Raw genomic sequence first — 24,923 nt, forward strand, 5'->3', positions numbered from 1 at the left:
GCAGCGCCCGGCCTCCCGGGTCACGGGACCGCCGGGCGCTCCGGGTGCAGCGCCAACTCCTCGAACAGGGCGACGTACTCGCCGACCAGCTCCGTGATCCGCTCGTCGGAGAAGAGGCCCGAGCGGTACGCGACGATCACGCGGGCGCTCGCGTCGTCGTGGCGCAGGCGGACGCTGAGCGGGCGCGCGACGGTGGTGGCCGTGGGGGAGAACGGCTCGGCGCTCATCGGGCCGAGCCGCTGGACCGCGCTGACGTCGTGCTCGCGTTCCGCGGTGAACTGCACGTGGAACAGCCGCTCCAGCAAACCCCGGTCGGCCATGTGCGCGGCCACCAGGTGCGGGGGCACGTCGTGGTGGGCGAAGTCGCGCGCCGTGCTCGCCCGCACCTGTTCCACGCTCTCGCCGAGCGTCGTACGGCCCGACAGATCGGCGCGCACCACCACGTCGTTGGAGAAGTCGGCGACCAGGTCGTGCACGTCGCTGCGGTCGCGGTAGGAGACAGGGGCTCGTACACAGATGTCGCGCTCGCCCGACCGCCGCGCCAGCAGGATCTGGAAGGCGGCGAGCCCGACCACGTAGAAGGTCGTGCGGTGGCGGGCCGCCACCTCGCGCAGGTGGACGAAGGTGTCGGACGACAGCGGGAAGGACCGGGTACGGCCCGCGATGTCCGGGGAGCTCGCGGGCGCGCCCGCCCGGTCGCACGGCAGTACCGCGGGCTGCGCCCCGGCGAGGCGCTCCACCCAGTACGCGACGGTACGCGCGCCGTGCTCGCCCTCGACCCGGTCCCGGTGCCACTGCGCGAAATCCGCGTACTGGACCGGCAGCCCGGGCAGCTGCGGCCCGGCGCCGGCGACGGCGGCGGCGTAGTGCGCCGTGAGCTCGGCGGTGACCACCTCGAGGGCGCGCGCGTCGCCGATCATGTGGTGCAGGCAGACGACCACCAGGTGGTCGCCGGGCGCGCGCCGCAGCACGCGCAGCCGGGCCGCCGGGCCCCGGTCGAAGTCGAAGGGCCGGGCCAGTTCGTCGTCCGCGACGGAGGCGACCCGCGTCTCGTCCGCGTCGGCACTCTCCACGAGCGGGTCCGCGCTCGGTGACACCACCTGGGTGAGCGCGCCGTCCACCATGCGGTAGGCACTGCGCAGCGTCTCGTGCCGCTCCGCGACAGCCCGCCACGCCTCGCGCAGCGCCCCGGTGTCCAGCGGCCCCGACACCCTCAGTCCGCCGACGATGAGTGGCTGGCGGGGCGTCGATGCCAGTGAGGCCCACATGCCCTCCTGGCCGAGCGAGGCGGCGAACCGCCACGGGGTTTCGGCCGGGCGGTCCAGCAGTGGCAGCGGTGTGCCGCCCCTGCGCCGGCCGAGCAGCCGCGCCTCCAGGCGGGCCCGCTCGGCGAAGTCGTCCTTGAGCGTCGCGGCCATGGGCCGGTGTTTCCCTTCGTACGTGGACATCGGTGCGTGGAAGACGTCGGCTCGCTCAGCCCTCCTCCCGGAGCAGGGCCGCCACTTCGGCGTCCGACAGACCGGACAGCTCGTCGAGAAGGCGGGCCACGTGGTCCGGATCGCTCTGCTCCACCTGGCGTTCCGTCAACAGCCGGGCGGTCTGCTCAACCGTCGGCACCCCGCTCAGCAGGTCACTGACGGAGAACGCCACCCCGAACGCCTCGCGCAGTCGCAGCGCGATCCGGGTCGCCTGCAGCGAGTGTCCGCCGAGCACGAAGAAGTCCGTGGTCACCGAGATCTCCTGAAGGCCCAGGACTTCGCACCACGTCTCGGCGACCCGCTGCTCGGCCGCGTTGCGAGGCGCCACGTACTCGCCCGTCGAGAGGTCCTCGACCGGCTCCGGCAGCGCGTCGCGGTCCAGCTTCCCGTTGGCGCTCGTCGGCAGTGCGTCCAGCCACACGTACGCCGTCGGGACCATCGCCGGCGGCAGGCTGCCCGCAAGATGCTCCCGCAGCTGCGCCGGCGTCGGCCGTTCGGCACCGCCCACAGCCACCAGGTAGGCGGCCAGGTACGTCTCGCCGTCTCGCCGGCGGGGCACGACGGCGGCGCTGCCGACGGCCGGGTGCCGGGCCAGCAGCGCCTCCGACTCGCCGGGCTCCACCCGCTGCCCGCGGATCTTGACCTGGTGGTCGATGCGGCCGAGGTAGTCGAGAGCGCCCTCCTCGGTCCAGGCCGCCCGGTCACCGGTGCGGTACAGCCGGCCGCCGGAGCCGAACGGGTCGGGGACGAAGGAAGCCGCCGTCAGCGCGGGCCGGCCGAAGTAGCCGCGCGCCACCTGGAGGCCGCCGATGCACAACTCGCCGGGGACGCCCACGGGCTGGGGGTTGCCGCGCTCGTCGAGCACGTACAGGCGGACCCCGGGCACCGGGCGTCCGATCGAGAGCCGCGGCCGGTCGGTCACGCCGGGCCGGACCGGCTGCGCGGTGACGTCGATGGCGGCCTCGGTCGGACCGTACAGGTTGTGCAGCTCCACTCCCGGCAGCAGCCGGTGGAAGCGGTCCGCCACGTCCGGCGGCAGCGCCTCGCCGCTGCAGACCACTCGCCGAAGGACGCTCGCGGCCGTGGCGGCCGCGGGTTCCTCGAGGAAGGCGCGCAGCATGGACGGCACGAAGTGGCAGGTCGTCACACCGTGGTCGACGACGGACCGCACCAGATGGCCGGGGTCCAGATGGCCCCCGGGCCGGGCCAGCGCGATCGTCGCGCCGGAGCGCAGCGGCCACCAGATCTCCCAGCCGGACACGTCGAACCCGATGGGCGTCTTGTGCAGCACACGTTCCCCGGCCGACAGCGGGTACATCGCCTGCATCCAGGCCATCCGGTTGGCCACCCCGGCGTGCTGGTTCATCGCGCCCTTGGGAGTGCCCGTCGTCCCGGAGGTGTGCAGGACGTACAGCAGGTTCTCCGGCCGCGCCACCTCGTCGAGAGGGCCGTCCGCGAGACCGTCCAGGGCGGGGTCGTCGACCTCGACGACCGTCAGTCCGGGCTGACCCGCGGCGAGTTCGCCCGCGCCGCCGTGCGCGGCCTCGCGCGAGGTGACGAGGAGGGACGGGCGCACGTCCGCGAGCTGCAGGGCGAGCCGGGGGCGCGGATGGTCCGGGTCGAGCGGCAGATAGGCGCCGCCCGCCTTGACGACCGCGAGGAGTGCGATGACCAGTTCGGGCGAGCGCGGCAGGTGTACCGCCACCACCTGGTCGGGGGCCGTGCCGAGGGCGCGCAGCCGTCGGGCCAACCGGTTCGCGCGGGCGTCCAGAGCGGCGTACGACAGCTCGCCGCCGTCCCACACGACGGCCGGTGCGTCGGGGGTGAGCCGGGCCTGCCGCTCGACGGCGGTGTGCACCAGACCGTCCTCGAGCGGGACGCCCGAGCCGCTGAACTCCTCTACCACTCGGGTGAGTTCGGCCGACTGCAGCGTCGGCAGGTCCGTCGCCGCCGCGCCCACCGGCCCCGGCACGGCTTCGAGGGTCAGTGCCAGCGCCTCCAGGAGGCGGCGCGCGCTCGGTGCGGACAGCAGGTCGGCGGCGTACACGGCGTGGCCCGTCAGGCTGCCGTCGCTCTCCTCCGTCAGATGCAGCGACAGTTCGAACTGGGCGCCCGGCGCGGGCAGTTCGAAGGGTTCGGCGCGTACCTCGCCGGACTGCCAGGGTGCCAGCGGCAGGTTCTGCAGCGCGAGCGCCACCCGCACCAGCGGGGCCCGCCCGTCGGCACGGTCCGTGCCGGCCAGCCGGACGATCTCCTCCAGGGGGATGTCCTGGTGTGCGTAGGCGGCCAGGCACGAGGAGCGGACCCGGGACAGGAGCTCGCCGAAGGCGGGGGCGCCGGAGGCGTCGACGCGCAGCGGCAGTGTGTTGACGAGCAGCCCTATCCGGTCGCTGGTGCCGGGGCGGTGGCGGCCGGCCGCGACGGCGCCGACCACCAGGTCCTGCTGTCCGGTCCATCTGCTCAGCACGGCGGACAGCCCGGTGAGGACCACCATGAACAGGGTGGAGCGGCGCATCGCCCCGTAGCGCTTGAGCCGGGCCACCAGGGGTGCCGGCAGCGCGAAGGGCAGGGCGGCGCCGCGGAAGGCGTCCGGGTGCGCGGTGGCGTCCAGCGGCAGCGCCACCGCCTGCGCCCCGGCCAGGGTCTGCTGCCAGAACTCGGTGGCCGCCGCGTCGTCGCCGGCGTGCGGTGCGGCAGCCTCGACGACGTCACGGGACGGGGTGCGTCCCGCGAGGCGTTCGCGGTAGCAGACCCCCAGCTCGCGCAGCAGCAGGCCGAGCGACCAGCCGTCCACGGCGATGTGGTGGGCGGCCAGCGCCAGCGTCCACGCGGTCGCCGAGGCCCGCACGAGGACCGCCCTCAGCAGCGGCCCCGCCGTCAGGTCGAACGCCGCGCCGGCGAGGTCGGCCGCCATGTCACGCGCGTCCCGGTCCGACGTCCGCTCCACCACCGGCAGCTCGAAGCGGCGCGGCGCGAGCGGGATGCGCAGCAGCGTGCCGTCGGCGTCGGAGGTGAAGCCGCAGTGCAGCGCGGGGTGGCGCGCCACCAGGTCCTCAAGGCTCGCACGCAGCAGCTCCGGGTCGACGGGGCCGTGCAGGTCGATGCCGCCCGCCACGTGGTAGGCCGGGCCGCCGCCCATGGCGTTCAGGAGCCACATCCACTCCTGCGCGCGGCTCGCGGGCGTGACGCCGGTGCTGCCGGCGCCGGGGACGTCCGCCGCGGTACCGGCGGCGTCCTGACCGGCGGACACGGCTCGATCGGCGACCCCGGCGTCTTCGCCCTCGGCGCCGATCAGCGCGCTGAGACCGGCCACGGTCAGCCCGTCGAGCAGCTCGGTGGGGGACACGAGCACCCCGAAGCGTTCGCGCACCGCGTCGGCGAGCCGCACCGCCCCCAGTGAATCCAGGCCCATGACCACCAGCGGGACGCGCGGCGACACCTGCTCGGCGGACAGGTCGAGGGCGAGAGCGACCGCCTCCGCGACCGCCGGTGACACCGGGGCCGCCTCCGCGCCGTCCCCGGCCGCCGCCGCGTCCGCGCCGCCGGTCGCGACGGTCTCCAGGGCGCCGGCCAGCCACCGCTCGCGGCAGGTACTGCGGCGGATCTTGCCGCTCGTGGTGCGCGGGATGGCTCCCGGCCGCACCAGCACCACCTCGTGCAGGGACAGCCCGTGTTCGACCGCCACCGCCTTGCGCACCGCGCCGATCACGGCGGGCGCCTGCTCGGCGTCGAAGCCGCGCACCACCTCGTGGACCAGGACGGCCCGTTCCTCGGTGCCGTCGTCGTACGAGAACACCGCGGCCCGGGTGGGCTGCAGCATCGGGTGGGCGTGCTCGGCGCTCTGCTCGATGTCCTGCGGGTAGTGGTTGCGGCCACGCACCACCAGGAGGTCCTTGGCGCGGCCGGTGACGAACAGCTCCCCGTCCAGGGCGAAACCGAGGTCGCCGGTGCGCAGGAAGTGCCGGCCCGGGTGGCAGTCCAGCGTGGCGTGGAAGACCTCCTGTGTCAGCTCCGGCTTGTTCCAGTAGCCGCCGGTGACGGTCGGGCCGCTCACCCACACCTCGCCGGTCTCGCCGGGCAGGCACACGCGCCCCTCGGCCGGGTCCGCCACCACGACGACGTCCTCGCTGCGCGAGCGGCCGCAGCCGGTCAGCACCGCCGCGGCCGCTTCGCCCGAGGAGGCCAGCGCGGCCTGACCCAGCTCCAGTTCGCGGCGGTCGGCGCGCAGCACCCGGGGCTCCCCCCGCTCGGGCGCGCCACCGGTGACGAACAGCGTCGCCTCGGCGAGCCCGTAGCAGGGGTGGAAGGCCGACCGGTCGAATCCGCTGTCGGCGAAGGCGCGGGCGAAGGCGTCCAGTGTCGCGGGCCGCACCGGCTCGGCTCCCACCATGGCGTGCTGCCAACTGCTCAGGTCGAGTTCGGCACGCTTGTCCTCGGGAATGCGGCGCACGCACTCGCCGTACGCGAAGTCGGGCGCCGCCGACACCGTCGCCCGGTGCCTGCTGATCGCGTCCAGCCAGCGGTACGGGCTGCGCATGAACCCCATGGGGGAGATCAGGGTGCAGGGGAAACCCGCGTAGAGGGGCTGCAGGATGCCGCCGATCAGTCCCATGTCATGGTACGGCGGCAGCCAGCTCACGCCCCGGCTGTCCGGTCCGACGCCCAGAGCGGTGCTGATGGACGCCGAGTTGTGCACCAGGTTGTCGTGGCGCACCATCACGCCCTTGGGCGTTCCGGTGGAGCCGGACGTGTACTGCAGGAACGCCAGGTCGTCCGGCGCCGGGCCCGTGCCCGCCCAGTCGTCGGCCGCCGCGTCCGGGATGTCCTCGGTGATCAGCCACTCGATCAGACCGGACGTGGTCAGCTCCGGATAGGAGGCCGCTATCGCCTCCGTCACCTCCCGGCTGCTCAGCGCGAGCACGGCGCCCGCGTCCGCACCGGTGGCCAGCACCGCGGACAGGCCGCGTCGACCGGTCGGCACGTACACGGGCACGGCGACGGCGCCTGCGTACAGGCAGCCGAGGAAGGCGGTCACATAGTCCTCGCCCGGCGGGAAGAGCAGCAGGACGCGCTCCCCGCGCAGGCCGCGTTCGGTGAGCGCGGCGGCGACCGCGCGCACCCGGCGGTCCAACGCCGCGTAGCCGACAGCGTGTTCGCTGCCGTCGTCGAGCACGAACTCCAGGGCGGTGCGGTGCGGAGTGGCGTCCGCCCGGTCGCGCAGGATGCCGACCAGTGTGCCGCCGACGGGACGGACGTGAGTGTGCACGGTTGCCCTCCTGGCAAAGGTCCTACGGTGAGTTGCGGTCCCGCGCCGCGGGCGCGGGCGGGGGTGTACGAGGGCGCTGCCGGGTGCCGGTGACGGGGCGTGTCGTCACCGCGATGAGGCCGCACCCTGCAACGACCGGGCGGCGCAGGCCGCGACGAACGCCGCGAACAGCTCCGGGTCGCCAAAGACCTCGGGGTGCCACTGCACACCGAGGACGAACGGCAGGGACGGGTCCTCGGCCGCCTCCACCACGCCGTCGTCGGCCCGCCCGGTCACGTGCAGCGCGCCCGGGTCGAGCACGGCCTGGTGATGGTGCGAGTTGACGACGGTCCGCTCCCCGTACACCGCGGCTGCCAGGCTTCCGGGAACCAGGTGCACGGGGTGCTCGCCGAAGACGCCCTCGGCCGGGCAGTGGCCGTTGTGCCCGACCAGGTCGGGCAGGTGCTGGTGCAGGGTGCCGCCGTAGGCGAGGGCGAGCAGCTGGAGCCCGCGGCACACCCCGAGGACGGGCAGGCCGGCCGCGAGCGCGGCGTCGAGCAGCAGCAGTTCCCCGGCGTCCCGGTCGGCACTCGGGGTGTCGGTCTGCGCATGGCGGGCAGCGCCGTAGCGCGCCGGATCGATGTCGGCGCCGCCGGGCAGCAGGAGTCCGTCGAGGCGGGCCAGCACGTCGGCGTCGGTGTCGTCGGGCGGCAGCACGACGGCGCGTCCGCCCGCCCGGTGCACCCCGTCGACGTAACCCTGCTGCAGCACGGTCGCGTCCGTGTCCCAGATGTTCCAGCGCGCGCGGTCGCGGTAGGAGGCGATGCCGATGACGGGACGGCTCACCGGGCCGCCTCCGTCAGGATGAGCTCCGTGGCCGTGCCGGTGCGCCGCAGGGCGCCCTCGCACAGGTCGAGTGCCGCGGCCAGCAGCGGGCTGCCCTCGGTCGCGCGGGCGCCGTACGGGGTACGCCTGCGCAGCGCTGCGGTGCGCTCGGCGAGCAGGGCGGGAGGCTCGGTGTCGCGCACGGCCGCGACGAAGACGTCGGCGAGCTCGTCGAGGTCGTCGCCGAAGAGACCTTCGTACGTCGCCTCGTTGAGGCCGATGCGCACACCCTGCCCGGTGAAGCCCGGCAGCCCGGCCATGAAGTTGACCTTGAGGCTGGCGGCGGAGAGCCGGGCGGCCGCGGTCTTCGCCGGGATGCCGTCGGCCTCCGTGTCCAGCCACAGCTGGTGCCCCGCGGAATGGCCGCGGTCGGCGGCGGCCAGGGTCAGGCCGCGCTCGCTCAGGAGCCGGCCGAAGCGGCGGGTGTGATCGAGGACCGCCCGGGTGTAGGCGGGGCCGAAGTCACGGAACTCGAGCAGGGCGATGCCCAGGCCGATGGTGGCGGCGAAGTGGTGGTTGCTGATGAGGTAGTCCTGGGTGTCGCGGATGAGCTGCTCCACGGCCGGGTCCCGGGTCAGCACCACGGCCTTCTGCGGGCCGGGGAACGTCTTGTGGGTCGAACCGCCCCAGCTGTCCGCGCCCTGGTCCAGGGGGTTCGGGAACGCCCCGCCGAGCACCAGGCCGAGCCAGTGGCTGGCGTCCACGTGCACCAGCGTCCCCGGCGAGGCCGCCCGCACCGTGTCGACCAGGGCCTTCACGTCGACGGGGAACAGGCAGTGCGACTGGTCCACGTACACCAGCGAAGGCCTGGTCCGGGCGAGCAGTTCGGCGGCGTGCGCGAGGTCCAGGGTGTGCGGGTCGGGGCCGCGCAGGTACTCCACCCGGAGCCCGAGCCGGCCGGCCACCTTGGGCGTCGCGTAGTGGCCGCCCAGCTCCGGGGCGATGGTGACCACCGTGGAACCCGGATCGCCGCCGAGCGCCGCGAGCACCAGCGTCATCCCGTTCAGACCGCTCAGCGGTCGCACCGAGGCGTACGACGCCCGGCCCAGCTCCCGCAGAAGCGGGACGGTCAGCTCCATCTCCAGGTCGCGCAGGCGCTGGGCGCCGCGGAAGTGCCAGCGGTCGGGGTCGTCGTCCTCGTTGAAGAAGTAGCGGTGGTACGGGTCGAGGAGCATGGGCAGTTTGGCCAGGCCCGACATGGAGGTTTCCGACGGCACCATGCTCAGGGTCTGTCGTGCGCTCGCCTCGTTCTCACTCAGCAGGCGCACGACCGTGTCCAGGGTCAGATCTGTGGTCCACATCGGGCAATGCCTCCGTCGTCGGTCGAGCAGGGGTCGGTCATACGGGCGTCGGGGTGTCGCGCAGCCGGGCGTCGGCCACCATCACCTGGCCGAGCGCGATCCCGCCGTCGTTGGTGGGCACCAGCCGGTGAGCGTGGGCGTCGAAGCCCGTCCTGCGCAGCTCCACGAGGCAGTTGACCTGGAGGAACTCGTTGAGGAACACGCCGCCGGAGAGCACCACTTGGCGGATGCCGGTGCGCTCACGCAGCGCGGTGCACCGCTTGACGACCATGTCGACCACCGCGGAGTGGAAGCGGCGGCTGATGTCCGCGACGGCGGTGCCGCGCGACAGGTCCGCGGCGATGGCCCGCACCAGTGGCCTCGGGTCGACGACGTCGGTGTTGTCGCACGTGGCGACTTTGAAGGCGTACGGAGTGGTCAGGGCCAGGTCGCGGTCGAGCAGCCCCTCCAGTTCGATGGGGCCGTGCGCCTCGTACTCGGCGTAGGCACAGACGCCGAGCAGGGCGGCCACACCGTCGAAGAGCCGGCCCATGCTGGACACCGGCGGGGACTGGATGCCGCGGGCGGCCATCGTGGCGAACACGGTGCGCTGTCGTTCGTCGAGGACCTCCAGGGCGGGGAAGGCGGCGACCGCCCGCTCCGGTGTGTCGAGGGCCTGCAGCGCCAGCGCGTAGCCGGTGCGTACCGGTTCCGCGACGGCCTTGTCGCCGCCGAGCAGCGGGATCGGCCGCAGATGGGCCGCCCGGCGCACCGCGGCGAAGTCGCCGACCAGGAACTCGCCACCCCAGATGGTGCCGTCCTCGCCGTAGCCCGCGCCGTCGAAGACGACGCCGATGGTGGGGCCCGAGAGCCGGTTCTCGGCCATGCAGGACGCCATGTGGGCATGGTGGTGCTGGACCTCGACGACATCGTCGGGCCGGTCGGTACCGGCCAGCACCCGGGCCCGGAAGGCGGGGTGCAGGTCGCAGGCGGCATGCCGGGGTTTCAGCTCGTACAGGTCGCACAGGTGGGCCGCGGCCTCGCGGTGCGAGGCATAGGTCTCGTCGTTCTTCAGGTCGCCGATGTGCTGGCTGACGTACACCTCGCTGCCGTCGCCGAGGGCGACCGTGGTCTTGAGCTCCGCGCCGTAGGCGATGACCGGCCCGCAGACGCCGTCGACCTTCACCGGGTAGGGGGCGTAGCCGCGCGAGCGCCGCAGGAAGGTGACGATCGGCTCGTCCAGGGCGGGGTGCACGGAGCTGCGCACCACCGAGTCGTCCACGCGGACGTGGATGTCCCGGTCGTGGTGCAGGATCAGGTCGGCGACCTCGAAGAGCTGGGCCAGCGCGTCCTCGTTGCGGTGGGCGATCGGGTGGCCGGAGATGTTCCCGCTGGTCATCACGAGGACGTCCAGCCCGGGCCGGTCGAGCAGCAGATGGTGCAGCGGTGCGGACGGCAGCATCACGCCGAGGTTCGGGTTGCGCGGGGCGACCTCCTCGGGCAGGGCGCCCGGCAGCTTGCGCAGCAGCACGATGGGCCGGGCCGGGGAGCGCAGCAACTCCTGCTCGGCGTCCGTGATCCGGGCGATCCGGGCCGCCTGAGCGAGGCCCGCGGTCATCACCGCGAACGGCTTGGAGTCCCGCTTCTTGCGCGTGCGCAGCCGGGCCACGGCCGCCGCGTCGCGGGCGTTCACGGCGAGGTGGAAGCCGCCGACGCTCTTGACGGCGACGATCTTTCCCTCGGCGAGCGCCCGGGTGGTGCGCGTCAGCGCCTCCTCGGCCCCGGCCAGCACCCCCTCGGGGCCGGAAAGGGTCACTTGCGGACCGCACCGCGGGCAGGCGGTGGGCTGCGCGTGGTAGCGGCGGTCGGCAGGGTTCACGTACTCGGCGCGGCACTCCTCGCACATGGCGAAGACGGCCATCGTGGTCTGCTCCCGGTCGTAGGGCAGAGCCTTGATCAGCGAGTAACGGGGGCCGCAGTGCGTGCAGTTGGAGAACGGATAGCGGTGGCGGCGGTCGGCGGGGTCGAACACCTCGCGCAGGCAGTCGTCGCACACGTGCGAGTCCGCAGCCACGATGGTGCTGGCCCGTCCGGTGCGCCGGCTCTCGCGGATCTCGAAGCCCGTCGGCGGCTCCGTGCCGGGCAGGGTGGTCCGCCGCTCCACGTGTACCTCGTCCACTCGGGCCAGCAGCGGGGCGCGGTCCTTGAGGGCCGTCGTGAACCGGGCGAGCGTGTCGGGTGCGCCGCACACCTCGGTCTGGACGCCCAACGTGTCGTTGAGGACCCAGCCGGTCAGGTCGAGGGAGGTGGCCAGGGTGTGGACGAAGGGCCGGTAGCCCACGCCCTGGACCACGCCGGACACGCGGATCAGCCACTGCTCGATGTCTGCCATGACTCCTCGTCCCACTCGTCAGCTCAGCACAGGCGGGGGAGCTCGGCGCCCTGCAGTTCCTCGACCTCGCTGACCCGGCCGTCCTTTCCGGTCAGCTCCACGACGGGATCGGGGCGTTCGGTCACCTCACCGATGACGACGGCGCCCTTGCCGTACGGGTGGGCGCGCAGCGTGCGCAGGACGTCGTCCGCGTGCTCGGGGGCCACGAACAGCGCCAGGCAGCCCTCGTTGGCGCAGTTGATCGGGTTGATGCCGAGCATGTCCGCGGCCATCGCCGTCTCGAAGCCGATCGGCAGCGCCTCCTCCTCGACGCGCAGCGCACGGCCGACGGCGGAGGCGTACTCGTGCAGTACGGCGTTGAGGCCACCGCGGGTCACGTCGCGCATGGAGCGCACCGCGGATTCGGGCACCGCGCCGCGCACCGCGTCGATCATGCCGTTGAGCGGGGCGCAGTCGCTGAGCACGTTGGACTCGAAGCCGAGGCCCTCGCGCACCGACAGGAGGTGGATGGTGTGGTCGCCGATCGGCCCGCTGAGCAGGATCTTGTCGCCGACGGTGACGTCCTTCATGCGCTTGGGCGGGGAGGTGAAGACGCCGATGCCCGCGGTGTTGAGGAAGATGCCGTCGGCCTCGCCCGCCCCGACGACCTTGGTGTCGCCGGCGACGATCTTGATGCCCGCCTCGCGCGCGGTGTCCCGGACGGACTCCAGGGCCCGGTGCAGCTGCGCGACGGGAAGCCCGCTCTCCAGGATCATCGCGAGAGTGAGGTAGCGGGGCTGGGCACCGGCCACCGCGAGGTCGTTGACGGTGCCGCACACCGCGATCTTGCCGATGTCGCCGTTGCCGAAGAACGGCGGGTCCACCACGAACGAGTCGGTGGTCATGGCGAGCGCGCCGTCCAGCGGCGGGAGGACGGCGCTGTCCTCCATCTCACCGAGGTAGACGTCTGCGAGCACCTCCACGACGAACTCGACGAGCTCCCGGCTGAGCCGGGCCCCGGTCCCGTGGTCAAGGACGATCTGCTGGTCCAGAAAGGACGTCGTGGCCGTCGGCAACGTGACTCCCGGTGGGGTCGAGGACGTACGCACGTCACAGGGATCGGGCGTACCCGGATGAGGGGTTGGGATGCGGTGCGGGGGGACGCCGGGTGAGGGGCGGGACACAGGCTCTCAGGGGGTGCGGAACACCTTGCGCGGCAGGTCGCCGTCCGCGTCGAGGATGCGCACGATCTCCTCGGACGGCGCCACGGTCGCGCAGTAGCCGTCCAGCCAGTCCAGGGCGCGCACCTTGTCGTGCTCGCGGGCCGAGACCACGCAGTCGCTGGGGACCCAGACGTTGTAGCCACGGAAGAAGGCGTCGGCGGCCGTGGTCTGCACACAGATCTGCCCCTGCATGCCGGTCACGATGACGGTCTCGACGCCGAGCGCCTGCAGCCGGTCGTGCAGGTCGGTCTCGTAGAACCCGCTGTCCTTGTTCTTCTCGACGAGGATGTCGGTCTCGTCGAGGAAGACGGGCAGGATCTCGGCGCCCTGGGTGCCCTTCTGCGCCGGCAGCCGGCCGCCCTCGTAGCGCTCGGCGACCGGGTCGTCGGGCTTGTTGATCAGCTGCAGGTGGACCACGTGGTGACCGCGCTCGCGCATGTCCTTGAGGAAGGCCGAGAAGCTGGGCGTGGCCTCCGTCACGGCGTCGATGCGCTCCTGGTTCTTGTTGACCAGGTCGTACTGGAGGTCATTGGTGAGGACCGCGACCTTGCTCATGAACAACTCCTCGGGTCGGTGTCAGGTCTCGAACATCCCGCCGCCGGCGGCGTCCCGGACAGTCGGGCAAAGCCCTTACACGGCTCGGTCAGGCGCTTCTGGCCTGGTCCGCGGGGGCCACGGTGGCGGATTCGGCCAGCGCCGACGGGGTGCGCAGCCGGTACACGTCGCGCACGTCGATGCGGATGCCCGCGTCGCGCAGCAGGTGCACGATGCGCAGCGCGCGCAGCGAGTTGCCGCCCAGGTCGAAGAAGTTGGTGTCGGGTGCCACCGGTTCCCCGAAGGTGACGCGCCAGGCCGCGAGCACGGCGGCCAGCGGGCCGTGCCCGAACTCGTCCTCCACGGCCGCAGGTTCACCCCCGCCGGCCAGGGCACGCGGCTCGGGCAGCGAAGCCACGTCCACCTTGCCGTTGACGGTGAGCGGCAGCTGGGCGAGCGCGGTGACGGTGGCGGGCACCATGTACTCGGGCAGCAGCCGGGCCGCGTGCCGGCGGACGTCGAGCGGCTGCGCCCCGTCCAGCACGACGTACGCGTCGAGGGTGGCGTCCTCGTCCGCGGGCCGCGTCAGCACGACCGCGGCGGCGCGCACCGCCGGGTGGGCCAGCAGCACCGAGCGGATCTCGTCGAGTTCGATGCGGTGGCCGCGTACCTTGATCTGGCTGTCGAGGCGCCCCAGGTGTTCCAGCCGGCCGTCGGGCAGCAGCCGCCCCTTGTCGCCGCTGAGGTAGAGGCGGCCGTCGCCGTCCGGGTCGTCGACGAACCGCTCGGCGGTCAGTTCCGGGCGTCCCAGGTACTCCAGGGCGGGGCCGTCCCCGCCGACGGCTATCTCGCCCGCGCAGCCGGGCGGCAGCAGCCTGCCGCGCGCGTCGAGGACGCGCACGCTCCAGCCGGGCAGCGGGCGGCCCACCGACGACGAGGCGGCGAGTGCGTCGGCGCGGGTGACGGTGCAGGCCGTCACATGCACCGTGGTCTCGGTGATGCCGAACATGTTGACCATCCGGCAGCTGGACTCGGGGTGCGTGTCGAACCACGGCAGCAGGGCGCGGGTGTCGAGGGTCTCCCCGCCGAAGACGACGATCCGCAGGGTGAGGGGCGCGGGGTCCGCGACCTCCAGGCGCAGCAGCCGGGAGAAGGCCGACGGGGTCTGGTTGAGCACCGTCACCCGTTCCTGGAGCAGCAGGGCGCGGAAGTCCTCGGGGGAGCGGCAGGTCCAGTACGGCACGACGACCAGGCGCCCGCCGGTGCCCAGGCAGCCCCAGATCTCCCAGACGGAGAAGTCGAACGCCGCCGAGTGGAACCACGTCCACACGTCCTTCGGGCCGAGGCGGAAGTCCTCGGTGGTGGCGTCGAGGAGGCGGCCCACGTTCCGGTGCGGCACCACGACGCCCTTGGGACGGCCGGTGGAGCCCGAGGTGTAGATGACGTACGCCGGATCGTCCGGCCCCACCGCCGGTGCCTGCGCCGACGCCCGCTGTACGGAGGCGAGTTCGCGCAGCCGCGACAGCGTCACGGTGCGGCGGCCGGCGAAGGCGTCGCCTTGCTCGCCGTGGTCCTCGACCACCACCAGGGACATATCTGCGTCCTGCGCGGTGTAGGAGAGGCGGTCCGCCGGATAGGTGGGGTCCAGCGGCACGTAGGCGGCGCCCGCCGTCATCACCGCGAGCAGCACCGCCACGAGCCGCGCCGAACGGTCCAGGCACACCCCGACCCGGTCGCCCGGGCGCACGCCGAGTTCGTGGAGCGCGGCCGCGAACCGCTCAGCGGTGTCGACGAGTTCGCGGTACGTCCAGGTGGCGGACTCCTGCGGGTCGGTGAGGGCGATGTCGTGCGGGGCCTGCTCGGCGCGCGCCCGGACCATCTGGTCGATGCGGCGCGGCCCGCTGTCCGTGCCGCGCGGGGTACGGCCGAGGGCCAGCAGGCGCGCCCGCTCGGCCGGGTCGTGCAACGTGATTGCGGCCAGCGGAAGGTCCTGGTCCCCGGTCAGCAGCTGTCGTGCCACCGTGGTCAGCCGGTGCCGCAGGTCCGCGGCCCGCCCGTCCGGCGGCGTTCCGGGCGGGGTCCAGCAGTGCACCTGCGGGGTGCCGTCCGCCTCCCCGGCGGTCACCCGCACGGTGACCGGGTGGCGGGCGTCCAGCGCGGGCACGCGCAGCAGCGCGGGCACCGCCCGCGGCCGCAGGTCCACGTCGAGGGCGAGCCGTGGCCCGGTGCCGCCGGCCGTGGCCAGGGGCCGTGCCAGTTGCCCCTGCACCCACGTCCGGTAGGCGGCCACCGGCTGGTCCTCGTCCAGCGTGTCCGTGCACAGTGACACCCGGTGCACCCCGTCGGCGGTGCGCACGGCGACGTCCAGGACCGGCTCGTCCTCGTACGTGCGGGCGGCCACGAGGAGCAGTGCGCAGGCCAGGTCCGCCGCCGTCTTTCCGGCCCCGTCGAGCCCGGGAACCGCCACGGCCCGGCACCGGGGCCACAGCGCGGCGCGGTCCTCGGCCTCGGGCGCCCGAGCCGCGGGGGAACCGGTGTCCGACCGGGCCGCCGTGCTGCCGAGTGCGGCCAGCGCGGCGCGGTCCAGCGTGTCGGGGCCGTCGTCGCCGGGCCCGGTGACGGCCACCAACTCCCGTACTCCGTCGGTGTATTCGAGCAGGGTGAGCCGCACGGCCGGGCCGCTGTGGCGGCCGTACAGTTCGCGCTCGCGACGGCGCAGGGCGGCCGGGCTGCCGGAGGCCGCGGGCACCGACTCGGTCCACAGGCGCGGCCGGCCGGGGCCGGACCACGGGTCGGCCGCCAGCGCGGCGCGGCAGTCCTCGGCCGTGTACCGGGGCGCGACCGGGTACACGGCGGCGTGCCGGGCGGTGACCGAGCTGGGGTTGGGCGACACGTGCGTCTCCTGACCGGTCGGGGTCAACGGGCGCTGTAGCCGGCGTCGACGGTGATCACGCCGCCGGTGGCGTGGCGGGACTCGTCGGAGGCCAGCCACAGGGCGGCCCCCGCCACGTCGTCCGCCTCCACCAGGGCGTTCATGGGCATCTGGGTGATGAACTCGGCCTCGTGGTCGGCGGGCGCGATCTCCATGCTGCGGCCGATCTCGACCAGCATCCGGCCCTCCCACTCCTCGCTGTCGCGGACGGAGCCGGGGCAGACCGCGTTCACCCGCACCCGGTACGGCGCGTAGTCGAGCGCGGCGGCCTTCGTCAGACCGACCAGTCCGTGCTTGGAGGCCACGTAGCCCGCGAAGTTGCGGTATCCGACGAGGCCCGCGGTGGAGGCGACGTTGACGACGGAGCCGGAGCGCTGCGCCACCATCACGGCACCCACGGCCTTGAGCATCCGCCAGGCGCCGTTCAGGTTGACGTCGATCATCACCGCCCACTCGTCCTCGGTGACCTCGTGCACGATCCGCCCCGAAGGGCCCGCGATCCCGGCGTTGTTGACCAGCACGTCCAGCGATCCGAAGCGCTCGACGGCCTCGGCCGCCACGCGTGCGCAGGCGGCCGGATCGCGCACGTCGGCCTTGACGGTGAGCACCGCGGCTCCCCGCTCGCGGCACAGCTCGGCCGTGTGGTCGAGCTGGCTGGGGGTGGCCGCGGGGTAGGGGACACCGGGAAGGTCACCGGCGATGTCGACGAGGACCAGGTCGGCGCCCTGTGCGGCGAACGCGGCGGCGCAGGCCCGCCCGATGCCCCGCCCGGCGCCGGTGACGACCGCCGTCCTGCCCCCGAGCCGTCCGCTCACGACGCCCCGGCGGTCGACAGCCGCCCTGCGATCAGGTCGAGCAGCGCGGGCCACTCCTCCACCAGGTACATGTGCGCGCCCGTCAGCTCCGCGACGGTCAGCGGGGCGGTGGTGACCCGCTGCCACTCGGTGAGGTCGGCGGCCGACACCAGGTCGTCGGCGTCGCCGCGCACCGCGAGGACCGGCACGTCGAGGGGCTCGTGCGCGCGGTACACATAACCCTCGTGCATCGCCACGTCGGTGCGCAGCGGGGGCAGCACCAGATCGCGCAGCTCCGGCTCGTCGAGGGCCGGGTGGCGGTACCCGGCGATCGCCTGCACGCCGGCGATGAACTCCTCGTCGCCCAGGCCGGTGATGCGTCCGGGCCGCCGGGTGCCCGGCCACGTCGCACCGGAGGCCACCAGGGTCAGCCCGTCCCGCTCGGCGGCGAGGACCCGGACCGTCTCGTACGCGAGCAGCGCGCCGAAACTGTGGCCGAAGAAGGCGACCTCGTCGAACCCGGCGGTGGCGGACCGCAGCTCGGGCAGGATCGTGTCCATCAGGGCGCCCAGCTCGGTGCACTCCGGCTCGGAGTACCGCTTCTCCCGTCCGGGCAGTTCCACCGGGAGCACCGTCAGCCCTTCGCGCTGCCCGAGCCACGAGTGGAAGAAGCCCGCGCCCGCACCGCCGGGCGGGAAGCACACAACCGCCGCATTCAACATGTCTCTCCAAGATCCTTGGGTCCGCTGGGTGGTGGGGATCGGATGCCGTCGGCTCAGGCGCCCATCTGCTCCCCGTCGGCGGTCATCCGCTGCAGAACGGTCCAGGCGACCGCCTCGACGGTGAATTCGCCGTACAGGTCACGCGTCGTCAGTTCCACGCCGAACTCGTCGCGCAGCCGGGCCGCGAGTCGCACCGCGGTCAGGGACTGGCCGCCGAGGTCGAAGAAGTCGTCGTGCACGCCGATGCGTTCCTTGCCGAGCAGCGCGGTCCAGACGGCGGCGACCTCCTCCTCCAGCGGGGTGCGCGGCGCGACGTACGCGGGCGCGGGCCCGTACGTCGCGCCGGTGTCCGCGGCGCCGGCCCGCACCGTGGGGATCTCCCCGTCCGGGACGACGGTCGCGAGCAGGTCGTCCAGGGGTGCCCCGGGCCGCGCGCAGACCGCCTCCAGGACCGCGACGAAGTGGCGTGCCAGGCGTTCGGCGGTCGCGGTGTCGTACAGCGCGGTGCGGTACTCCAAGGCCGCCGCGCAGCCGCCGTCCGCCTCGGGACGCACCTCGAGCACCAGATCCGACTTGGCGGTCGACGTGTCGGCGGGGATCAGCTCGAAGTCGAGGCCGGCGCTGCGCCAGTGACTCGGCCGGGCGCTCTGCAGCACCAGCATCACCTGCGAGCGCAGGCCCTCGGCGCCGTGCCCGCCGTGCCGCCGCAGCAGCTCGACGGCCTGCTCGATGGGCAGCTCCTGATGGTCGAACGCGTCCAGGGTGGCGGCGCGGGCCTCGCCGACCAGAGAGGTGAAGCCCAAGGCGCCGGACACCCGGGTGCGCAGCAGCAGGGGATTGACGAAGTAGCCGATCAGCCCCTCCAGTTCGGGGCGGGTGCGACCGGACACTGGGGAGACGACCGTGATGTCGTCCTGCCCGCAGTAGCGCGCGAGCAGCGCGTCGAGACCGGCGAGCAGCACCATGAACAAGGTGGCCCGCTCGGCGCGGGCCAGCTCCTCCAGGCGCACGGTGAGATCCGCGGGCAGCGTGAAGTGGTGCACGGCGCCGTGCCCCGCGTCCTCGGCGGCGGGCAGCCGGTCGGCGGGCAGGGCGAGCGGTGCGGCGTCCGCCAGGACCCGCGACCAGTGCCCGGTCAGCCGCTGAAGGGCGGAGCCGGCGAGCGTGTCGCGCTGCCACGCCGCGAAGTCCGCGTACTGGATGGGCAGTTCCTCCCACAGCGGATCCACCTGGGCCAGTTCGGCGGCGTAGGCGTGGGACAGCTCCTGCAGCAGGATCGCCGAGGACGTCCCGTCGGTCACGATGTGGTGCAGCGCCAGGAGCGCGATGTGGTGCTCCGGTTCGAGCCGGAGCAGCTCCAGCCGCAGCAACGGCCCTTGACGCAGATCGAACGGCGCGAACAGCACGTCGCCGGCGTACGCGTCGAAACCGTCGGGCCCGGTCTCGTGCACGGGAACCGTCAGCGGGTGGACCGGCCCGATCACCTGCACCGGGTCCGCACCGTCCAGTGCGAAGACCGTGCGCAGCACCTCGTGCCGGGCCACCACCGCGTTCAGCGCCCGCTCCAGGGCAGCCACGTCCAGCGGACCGCGCAGCCGGACCGCCGCGGTGATGTTGTACGCGGCGCGCTCGGGGTCCACCTGGTGCTGCAGCCACAGGCTCTGCTGGGCGAATGAGGTCACCACTGTCAGCGAATCGTCGGCCGTCAACGTCCACCCTCCCTGTCCGACTGCCAGGGCAGCCCTTCTCGGATGGTGGGCCCGTCCGGCCGTCGGGGGCAGTCAGGCAATGTCCTGACTGCCGCACGGGCGCGGGGGCCTGTTGCATCCAAGGACGGCTCGCGGGGCCATACCCAAAAGACGCATGCCGATGCGATCCGACCGTGCCGCCGCGGCACCGGGCCGTCCACCGAAAGGGGACCGGACGCCGTGTCCGAGATCACTACGGCCGCCTCTCAGGCAGTGACCGCCGCCGTCGACGGCCTGTCCGGGTGGGGAGGCCATCTGCTGACCGCGCCCGAGGTGCGCCGGATGACCGGCACCGGTCCCGAGGACTGGGCGCGCTTCGCCCGCCACTGGGACGACCTCACCCTCGACACCTTCATGAAGGACGGGGGCACCTACCGGTACCGGCGCTACGGCCACTTCCACCTCGACACCGGGACCGGCCGGCTGACCGCGCAGCCGCACGCCCCCTACTACCAGGACAGCGCCGTCAACCCGCTCAACGGCGGGGTGCGGCGCCACTTCGACCCGCTCACCGACGCGTTCCTGGCGGACCCGCTGACGGTCGCCGTCGTGCGCCGCCTCGGCGACGTGTTCTCCCGCGTCGAAGGGGTGCGGCACTGGGACGTCAAGCTGCACCCGTTCCGCATCGTGACCAGCTCCGACCAGGTCGGCAGGCCCGCCCCGCAGGGCCGCCACCGCGACGGTTCGACATACGTCACCTCGCTCCTGGTCGCCCGCACCAACGTCACGGGCGGCGAGAGCTCCCTGTACGACGACGACGGCACCCGGCTGTTCGCCGCGACCCTCGGCGAACCCGGCGACCAGCTGCTGGTGGACGACCGGCGGCTGCTGCACGACGTGACACCGCTGACCCCCCTCGACCCGGACCGCCCCAGCCACCGCGACGTACTGATCGTCGACTTCGCCCCCGTTCCGGCCGACGCGGAGGAACAGCGATGACCGAGACCCTCTCCCCGGAGCCCTCCGGCCTGCAGCGCGCCGTGGCCGGCCTCAGCCCCGAGCGGCGCGCCCTGTTCGCCCGCCGTCTCGCCGAGGGCCGGGCCGCCGCACACGTCCCCGTCACCGCTCTGCCGCGCACCGGGGGAACCCAGCGTTTCGTGGCCGCCCCGGGCCAGCAGCAGCTCTACTACCAGTACGAACTCGACCCGACCGCGGTGAACTACCTGCTGCCGATCGCGGTCCGGCTGCGCGGCGACCTGGACGCCGGGGCGCTTCAGCGGGCGCTCGCCGCGGTCGTCGCCCGGCACGAGGCGCTGCGCACCGGCTTCGAACTCGACTCGGAACGTGGTGTGGTACAGGTCGTCCGCGCCCCTGACGAGGTGGACGTCACCCTCGGCACCGGACGGGCCCGCGCCGACGAGGTGCCCGCGCTCCTCGGCCGGATCGCCCGTCCTTCCTTCGACCTGTCCGCCGCGCCGCTGCTGCGCGCCACGCTGTGGCGGCTGACCGACGATCCCGAGGCACCCGACGGGCGCTCCTGGCTGCTGACCCTGTGCGTCCACCACATCGTCGTGGACGGCTGGTCGCTCGGAGTCCTCGTCGACGAACTCACCGAGTGCTACGCGGCGCAGGTCGCCTCCCGCCCCGCCGAGCTGCCCGAACTGGCGGTCAATTTCCCGGAGTTCGCCGCCGCCCAGCATGCCTGGCCGGCCGACGACAAGGCCGCCCGGAAGCTCGCCCACTGGCGCGAGCGGCTCGACGGGGTGGCTCCCCTGGAGCTCGCGGGCGACCGGCCCCGCCCGGCCAGGCCGACCTTCCGGGGCGCCGCCGTTCGCATCGACCTGGACGCCCACCTGGTCGAGCGGACGGCCCGGTTCGGCCGCACCGAGAAGGCCACCCCGTTCATGGTGCTGCTCGCCGCGTACGCCGTGGTGCTGCACCGCTGGTCGGCCGCGCGAGACCTGGTCATCGGCACCGTTGTGGCCGGCCGCGACCGGCCCGAGTGGGAGCCGCTCATCGGCTTCTTCGCCAACACCCTCCCGTTGCGTGTGCCCGTCGACGGCGCCGAGTCCTTCCGGGAGCTGCTGCGCACCGCCCGCGACAGCAGCCTGGACGCCTTCGCCCACCAGGAAGTGCCCTTCCCGCAGATCGTGCGCGAGGCGGGAGGCGAACGCAGCAGCGGCCGCTCGGCCCTGGTGCGTGCCCTGTTCGCACTGCGCAACGTCCCCCTGAGCCGGCTGAAGCTGCCCGGCGTCCACACCGAGACGCTCAACCTGCCCAAGAGCGGGTCCGACATCGACCTGTCCCTGGAGTTCGCGCCCGCCGAGCAGGGCGGCGGCCTGACCGGCTGGCTGTCGTACTCCTTCGACCTGTTCGACACGGAGACCGCCGAACGCATCGCCCGCGCCGTCCGCCAGGTCCTGGCCGCCGCGCTCGCCGCCGACGGCGACGTCGCCGTGCGCGACCTTCCGGTCATGACCGAGGAGGAGCACACCCGGCTCGCCCTGCACTGGTCGGGCCGCGGTGTGCCCGCCCCCGGCGACGGCGGTCTCCTCGACGCCTTCCACGCCCACGCGGCGGCCGCACCTGAGGCCACGGCCGTCGTCGCCGACGCCCCGCCCCCCGCCACCGCGCACCACCTCACCTACCGCGAACTGGACGAGCGGGCCAACCGGGTGGCGCACCTGCTGCGTGCCCGCGCCATCGGCCCCGAGGACCGGGTGGCCGTCCTGCTGCCGCGCGGCCTCGACCTGGTCGTGTCCGTTCTCGCCGTCCTCAAGGCCGGCGCCGTCCTCCTGCCGTTGGAGAGCGAGCATCCCGCCGGGCGCCTGGCCCAGATCGTCACCGACGCCGCGCCCCGCCTCGCCCTCACGGACACCAATGTCGCGGCCCGGCTGCCCGAGGGCACCGAGGTGCTCGCCGTCGAGGACCTCCCGGCCCTCACCGCAGACCTGCCCACGCACCGGCCCGACATGCCCGAACTGCCCGCCGGCGGCGCCTACGTGCTCTACACCTCGGGCTCCACGGGCGCCCCCAAGGGAGTGCTCGTCAGCCGCGCAGGACTTGCCAACCGGCTCGCCGGCATGTGCGCGGACCTCGGCCTGGACCAGGGCGAGCGCGTCCTGCACAAGACTCCGCTGAGCGCCGACACCTCGATCTGGGAGCTCCTGGTCGCGCTCTGCTCGGGGGGCCGCGTGGTGCTGGCCGAACCGGGCAGGGGCACCGACGCCGACTATCTGTACTCCGTGCTCACCCGGCACTCCGTCACCACCTGCTTCTTCGTGCCCTCGGCGCTGCGCCCCGTCCTCGCCCTCGGCGGCCTGTCCCGCGCGGCGACCGCCCTGAAGCTGGTGATCAGCGCGGGCGAGGAACTCCCCGCCGACCTCGCCGACGAACTGCTCGCCCAGGCACCGCACATCCGCCTGGTCAACTCCTACGGGCCGACCGAGACCACCATCAACATCGCCGAGCACACCGTCACCGCGCCCGCCGAGGCTCCCGTGCCCATCGGACGGCCCGTGCCGGGCAGCGAGCTCTACGTCCTGGACGGCGCCGGCCGGCTGCAGCCCGTCGGCGTTCCCGGTGAACTCCACGCGGGCGGCATACAGGTGGCGCGCGGCTATCTGAACCGCCCCGGCCGGACCGCGGACGTCTACGTCCCCCACCCCTTCGTCCCCGGCGCCCGCCTCTACCGCACCGGCGACCGGGCCCGCTGGCGCCGCGACGGAACGCTGGAGTTCCTCGGCCGCACCGACCACCAGGCCAAGATCCGCGGCTACCGGGTCGAACCCGCCGAGGTGGAGAGCGCGTTGCGCGCCCACCCCCGGGTCGGCGACGCGGTGGTCCTCGCCGCCGCGGCGCCCGACGGCGGCACCCGCCTCGTCGGCTACGTCACCGTGCCGCCCGGACCGGACGTACCGGACACCGCGGTGCTCCGCGCCCACCTGCGCGCCCTGCTGCCCTCGCCGATGGTCCCGGATCTCTTCGTCGTGCTCGACGCCCTTCCGCTCACCCCCTACGGCAAGGTCGACCGCGCCGCGCTGCCGGAACCCGGCCCCGTCGCCGCCCCGGAGCGCCGGGCACCCGCCGACGACCTCCAGCACGTCCTGGCCGGCATCTGGGAGCAGACGCTGGAGATCACCGACGTCTCGGTCGACGACGACTTCTTCGAACGCGGCGGCCACTCGGTGCTCGCCACCATCGTCGTCTCCCGGATCCGTGAGCTGTTCCGGCTCGAACTGCCCCTGCACTTCTTCGTCGAGGCACCCACCCTCGCCACCCTCGCGACGCTGATGCGCGCCGAGGGCGCCGAGGCGGGCATCGACGTGGACCGGGTGGCCGCCCTGGTGCGGCAGGTGCAGGCCATGTCGCACAGCGAGGTGCAGCAGAAGCTGGAGGGCTGACCCGTGGCGCTGCTCAGGTCGCGCTTCGCGTACGGGTACGGGCGGCTGTGGGCGGCCACCACCGCCTCCGGGGTCGGCGACGGCACACGCACCGCGGCGCTCGCCGTCTACGCGGCCACCCTCACCCACGACCCGTTCGCGGTCGCGCTGGTGGCGGTGGCGGGGAAGCTGCCGTGGACGTGCGTGGGCCCGTTCGCCGGCGCCCTGGTGGACCGACTGGACCGGTGGCGGACCCTGTGGATCTGCGACGTGGCCCGAGCCCTCGTCACCGCTTCGCTGGTGCTGCTGATCCTCACCGGCCGGGCGGACATCACCGTGCTCGCCGCAGTCTCGTTCGCGCTCACCTCGATCACGACGCTCGCCGAGAACCTGTCGCAGGCCGTCGTGTCCGACGTGGTGGGTGACGGCTCCCTGGAGTCGGCCAACAGCCGCCTGATGGGAGGTCAGCTGCTGAGCAGCGAGTTCCTGGGGGCGCCGCTGGGCACCGCGCTGTTCGCGCTCGGCCACCCGTTGCCGTTCGCCCTGGACACCCTGTCCTTCGCCGTTTCGGCGGTCCTGGTGTGCAGCGTCCGCCTCCCGGGTGCCCGGCCCGCGCCGCCCGGGGCCGGCAGGCTGACCGCGCGCGCCGTGGTGTCCGAGACCGCCGAGGGCATCCGCTGGCTGTGCCGCCACCGGGTGCTGCGCACCGTGTGCGTGCTCGTCGGCGCGCTCAACTTCGCCGTCGTCGCGGTCCTCGGCATCGCCGTCCTGTACGCGCTGAACGTGCTCCACATCAGCCAGCGCGCGTACGGCATGCTCCTGGTCGTCCTCGCGGTGGGCGGCCTCGCCGGGGTGTTGCTCGCCCCTGTGGTCACCCGGGTCCTCGGCCGCGCCCGCACCCTCCAACTGGCTTTCGCCCTCTGCCCGTTGTCGTTCCTGATCGCCGGGACCACCTCGCGCCCGCTGCTCGCCGCGGGTGCCCTGGCCTTCGTCGGGGCCGCCATCTCGCTGGCGACGGTGGTGACGACCTCGCTGCGGCAGGCGCTGGTGCCCGGCGCCCTGTTCGGCCGGGTCAACGGCGGCTACCGGTTCGTCGTCAACGGGGTATCGCCGTTGGGCGGCCTGGCCGGCGGCGCGCTCGCCGGGGCGGCGGGGCTGCGCGCGCCGTTCCTGTTCGCCGCCGCCCTGCTCGCCGCGGCCACCGTGACGGCGCTGCTGCAGCTGTCCCCGGATGCTCTCGACGCGGCGGGGGAGGACGGGCGTGGCGAGCGCGGCGCGCACGCCACGCGCACCGACGAGGCGGCGGCGGACGAGCGGACCGAAGCAGCGCAGCGGACCCAAGCACCGGAACGGACCTGAGCGTCCCCACGACAAGGAAGCAGCCGACCG

General features: G+C 73.7%; 14 protein-coding genes. 3 read left to right on the forward strand and 11 right to left on the reverse strand.

All coding sequences use genetic code 11. The annotated features are described in order from the left end of the window. Nucleotides 1-20: 20 nt before the first annotated feature. The 11 genes from ACIBW9_RS40860 to ACIBW9_RS40910 form a co-directional block, all read right to left on the reverse strand. A complete protein-coding gene (locus ACIBW9_RS40860; protein WP_398963419.1) occupies nt 21-1,418 on the reverse strand; it encodes a condensation domain-containing protein in 1,398 nt (465 codons plus the stop codon). A 55-nt stretch (nt 1,419-1,473) separates the two neighbouring features. After that, nucleotides 1,474-6,744: an amino acid adenylation domain-containing protein gene (locus ACIBW9_RS40865; protein ID WP_398963422.1), complete on the reverse strand. Its 5,271-nt coding sequence runs from the start codon at nt 6,742-6,744 to the stop codon at nt 1,474-1,476. A gap of 105 nt (nt 6,745-6,849) precedes the next feature. After that, the gene (locus ACIBW9_RS40870) at nt 6,850-7,569 is read right to left on the reverse strand and encodes a gamma-glutamyl-gamma-aminobutyrate hydrolase family protein (RefSeq protein ID WP_398963424.1); all 720 of its coding nucleotides are present in this window, start codon (nt 7,567-7,569) and stop codon (nt 6,850-6,852) included. Continuing rightward, nucleotides 7,566-8,909 (reverse strand): hypothetical protein, encoded by a 1,344-nt coding sequence (locus ACIBW9_RS40875; RefSeq protein WP_398963427.1) that lies wholly within the window; start codon nt 8,907-8,909, stop codon nt 7,566-7,568. Before ACIBW9_RS40875 ends, ACIBW9_RS40870 begins: the two co-directional genes overlap by 4 nt. 37 nt (nt 8,910-8,946) lie before the next feature. After that, nucleotides 8,947-11,280: a carbamoyltransferase HypF gene (gene hypF / locus ACIBW9_RS40880; RefSeq protein WP_398963429.1), complete on the reverse strand. Its 2,334-nt coding sequence runs from the start codon at nt 11,278-11,280 to the stop codon at nt 8,947-8,949. Between the two features lie 23 nt (nt 11,281-11,303). Next, the gene (gene hypE / locus ACIBW9_RS40885) at nt 11,304-12,335 is read right to left on the reverse strand and encodes a hydrogenase expression/formation protein HypE (protein WP_398963432.1); all 1,032 of its coding nucleotides are present in this window, start codon (nt 12,333-12,335) and stop codon (nt 11,304-11,306) included. Between the two features lie 114 nt (nt 12,336-12,449). Beyond that, on the reverse strand, nt 12,450-13,037 hold the full coding sequence (locus ACIBW9_RS40890; RefSeq protein WP_398963434.1) for a cysteine hydrolase family protein: 588 nt from the start codon (nt 13,035-13,037) through the stop codon (nt 12,450-12,452). Nucleotides 13,038-13,125: 88 nt separating this feature from the next. Continuing rightward, a complete protein-coding gene (locus ACIBW9_RS40895) occupies nt 13,126-15,909 on the reverse strand; it encodes a non-ribosomal peptide synthetase (protein ID WP_398963437.1) in 2,784 nt (927 codons plus the stop codon). Between the two features lie 23 nt (nt 15,910-15,932). Next, nucleotides 15,933-16,763 carry an SDR family oxidoreductase gene (locus tag ACIBW9_RS40900; protein ID WP_398963440.1) on the reverse strand — a complete coding sequence of 277 codons (831 nt, stop codon included), beginning with the start codon at nt 16,761-16,763 and terminating at the stop codon, nt 15,933-15,935. Continuing rightward, entirely contained in the window at nt 16,760-17,464 is a 705-nt protein-coding gene (locus tag ACIBW9_RS40905) for a thioesterase II family protein (protein ID WP_398963443.1), read from the reverse strand. The genes ACIBW9_RS40900 and ACIBW9_RS40905 overlap by 4 nt, the downstream gene beginning before the upstream one ends. 53 nt (nt 17,465-17,517) lie before the next feature. Continuing rightward, nucleotides 17,518-19,173 carry a condensation domain-containing protein gene (locus ACIBW9_RS40910; protein ID WP_398963445.1) on the reverse strand — a complete coding sequence of 552 codons (1,656 nt, stop codon included), beginning with the start codon at nt 19,171-19,173 and terminating at the stop codon, nt 17,518-17,520. 219 nt (nt 19,174-19,392) lie between these two features. On the opposite strand from ACIBW9_RS40910, the gene ACIBW9_RS40915 reads away from it, so the two are divergent. Genes ACIBW9_RS40915 through ACIBW9_RS40925 form a run of 3 tightly spaced genes read left to right on the forward strand, consistent with a single transcriptional unit; the run spans nt 19,393 to nt 24,893 of the window. Further along, the gene (locus tag ACIBW9_RS40915) at nt 19,393-20,151 is read left to right on the forward strand and encodes a 2OG-Fe dioxygenase family protein (protein ID WP_398963448.1); all 759 of its coding nucleotides are present in this window, start codon (nt 19,393-19,395) and stop codon (nt 20,149-20,151) included. Further along, entirely contained in the window at nt 20,148-23,555 is a 3,408-nt protein-coding gene (locus ACIBW9_RS40920) for an amino acid adenylation domain-containing protein (protein ID WP_398963451.1), read from the forward strand. The genes ACIBW9_RS40915 and ACIBW9_RS40920 overlap by 4 nt, the downstream gene beginning before the upstream one ends. Nucleotides 23,556-23,558: 3 nt before the next feature. Continuing rightward, entirely contained in the window at nt 23,559-24,893 is a 1,335-nt protein-coding gene (locus tag ACIBW9_RS40925) for an MFS transporter (RefSeq protein ID WP_398963453.1), read from the forward strand. The last annotated feature ends 30 nt before the right edge of the window (nt 24,894-24,923 follow it).

The sequence above is a fragment of the Streptomyces sp. NPDC049541 genome, from assembly GCF_044465725.1.
GTDB lineage: Bacteria > Actinomycetota > Actinomycetes > Streptomycetales > Streptomycetaceae > Streptomyces.

What these genes read in the sequence shown, in the direction of transcription:
- ACIBW9_RS40860 (WP_398963419.1), bottom strand. Translation starts at nt 1,418, where the DNA reads ATGGCCGCGACGCTCAAGGACGACTTCGCCGAGCGGGCCCGCCTGGAG.
- ACIBW9_RS40875 (WP_398963427.1), bottom strand. Translation starts at nt 8,909, where the DNA reads ATGTGGACCACAGATCTGACCCTGGACACGGTCGTGCGCCTGCTGAGT.
- hypF (WP_398963429.1), bottom strand. Translation starts at nt 11,280, where the DNA reads ATGGCAGACATCGAGCAGTGGCTGATCCGCGTGTCCGGCGTGGTCCAG.
- ACIBW9_RS40890 (WP_398963434.1), bottom strand. Translation starts at nt 13,037, where the DNA reads ATGAGCAAGGTCGCGGTCCTCACCAATGACCTCCAGTACGACCTGGTC.
- ACIBW9_RS40905 (WP_398963443.1), bottom strand. Translation starts at nt 17,464, where the DNA reads ATGTTGAATGCGGCGGTTGTGTGCTTCCCGCCCGGCGGTGCGGGCGCG.
- ACIBW9_RS40920 (WP_398963451.1), top strand. Translation starts at nt 20,148, where the DNA reads ATGACCGAGACCCTCTCCCCGGAGCCCTCCGGCCTGCAGCGCGCCGTG.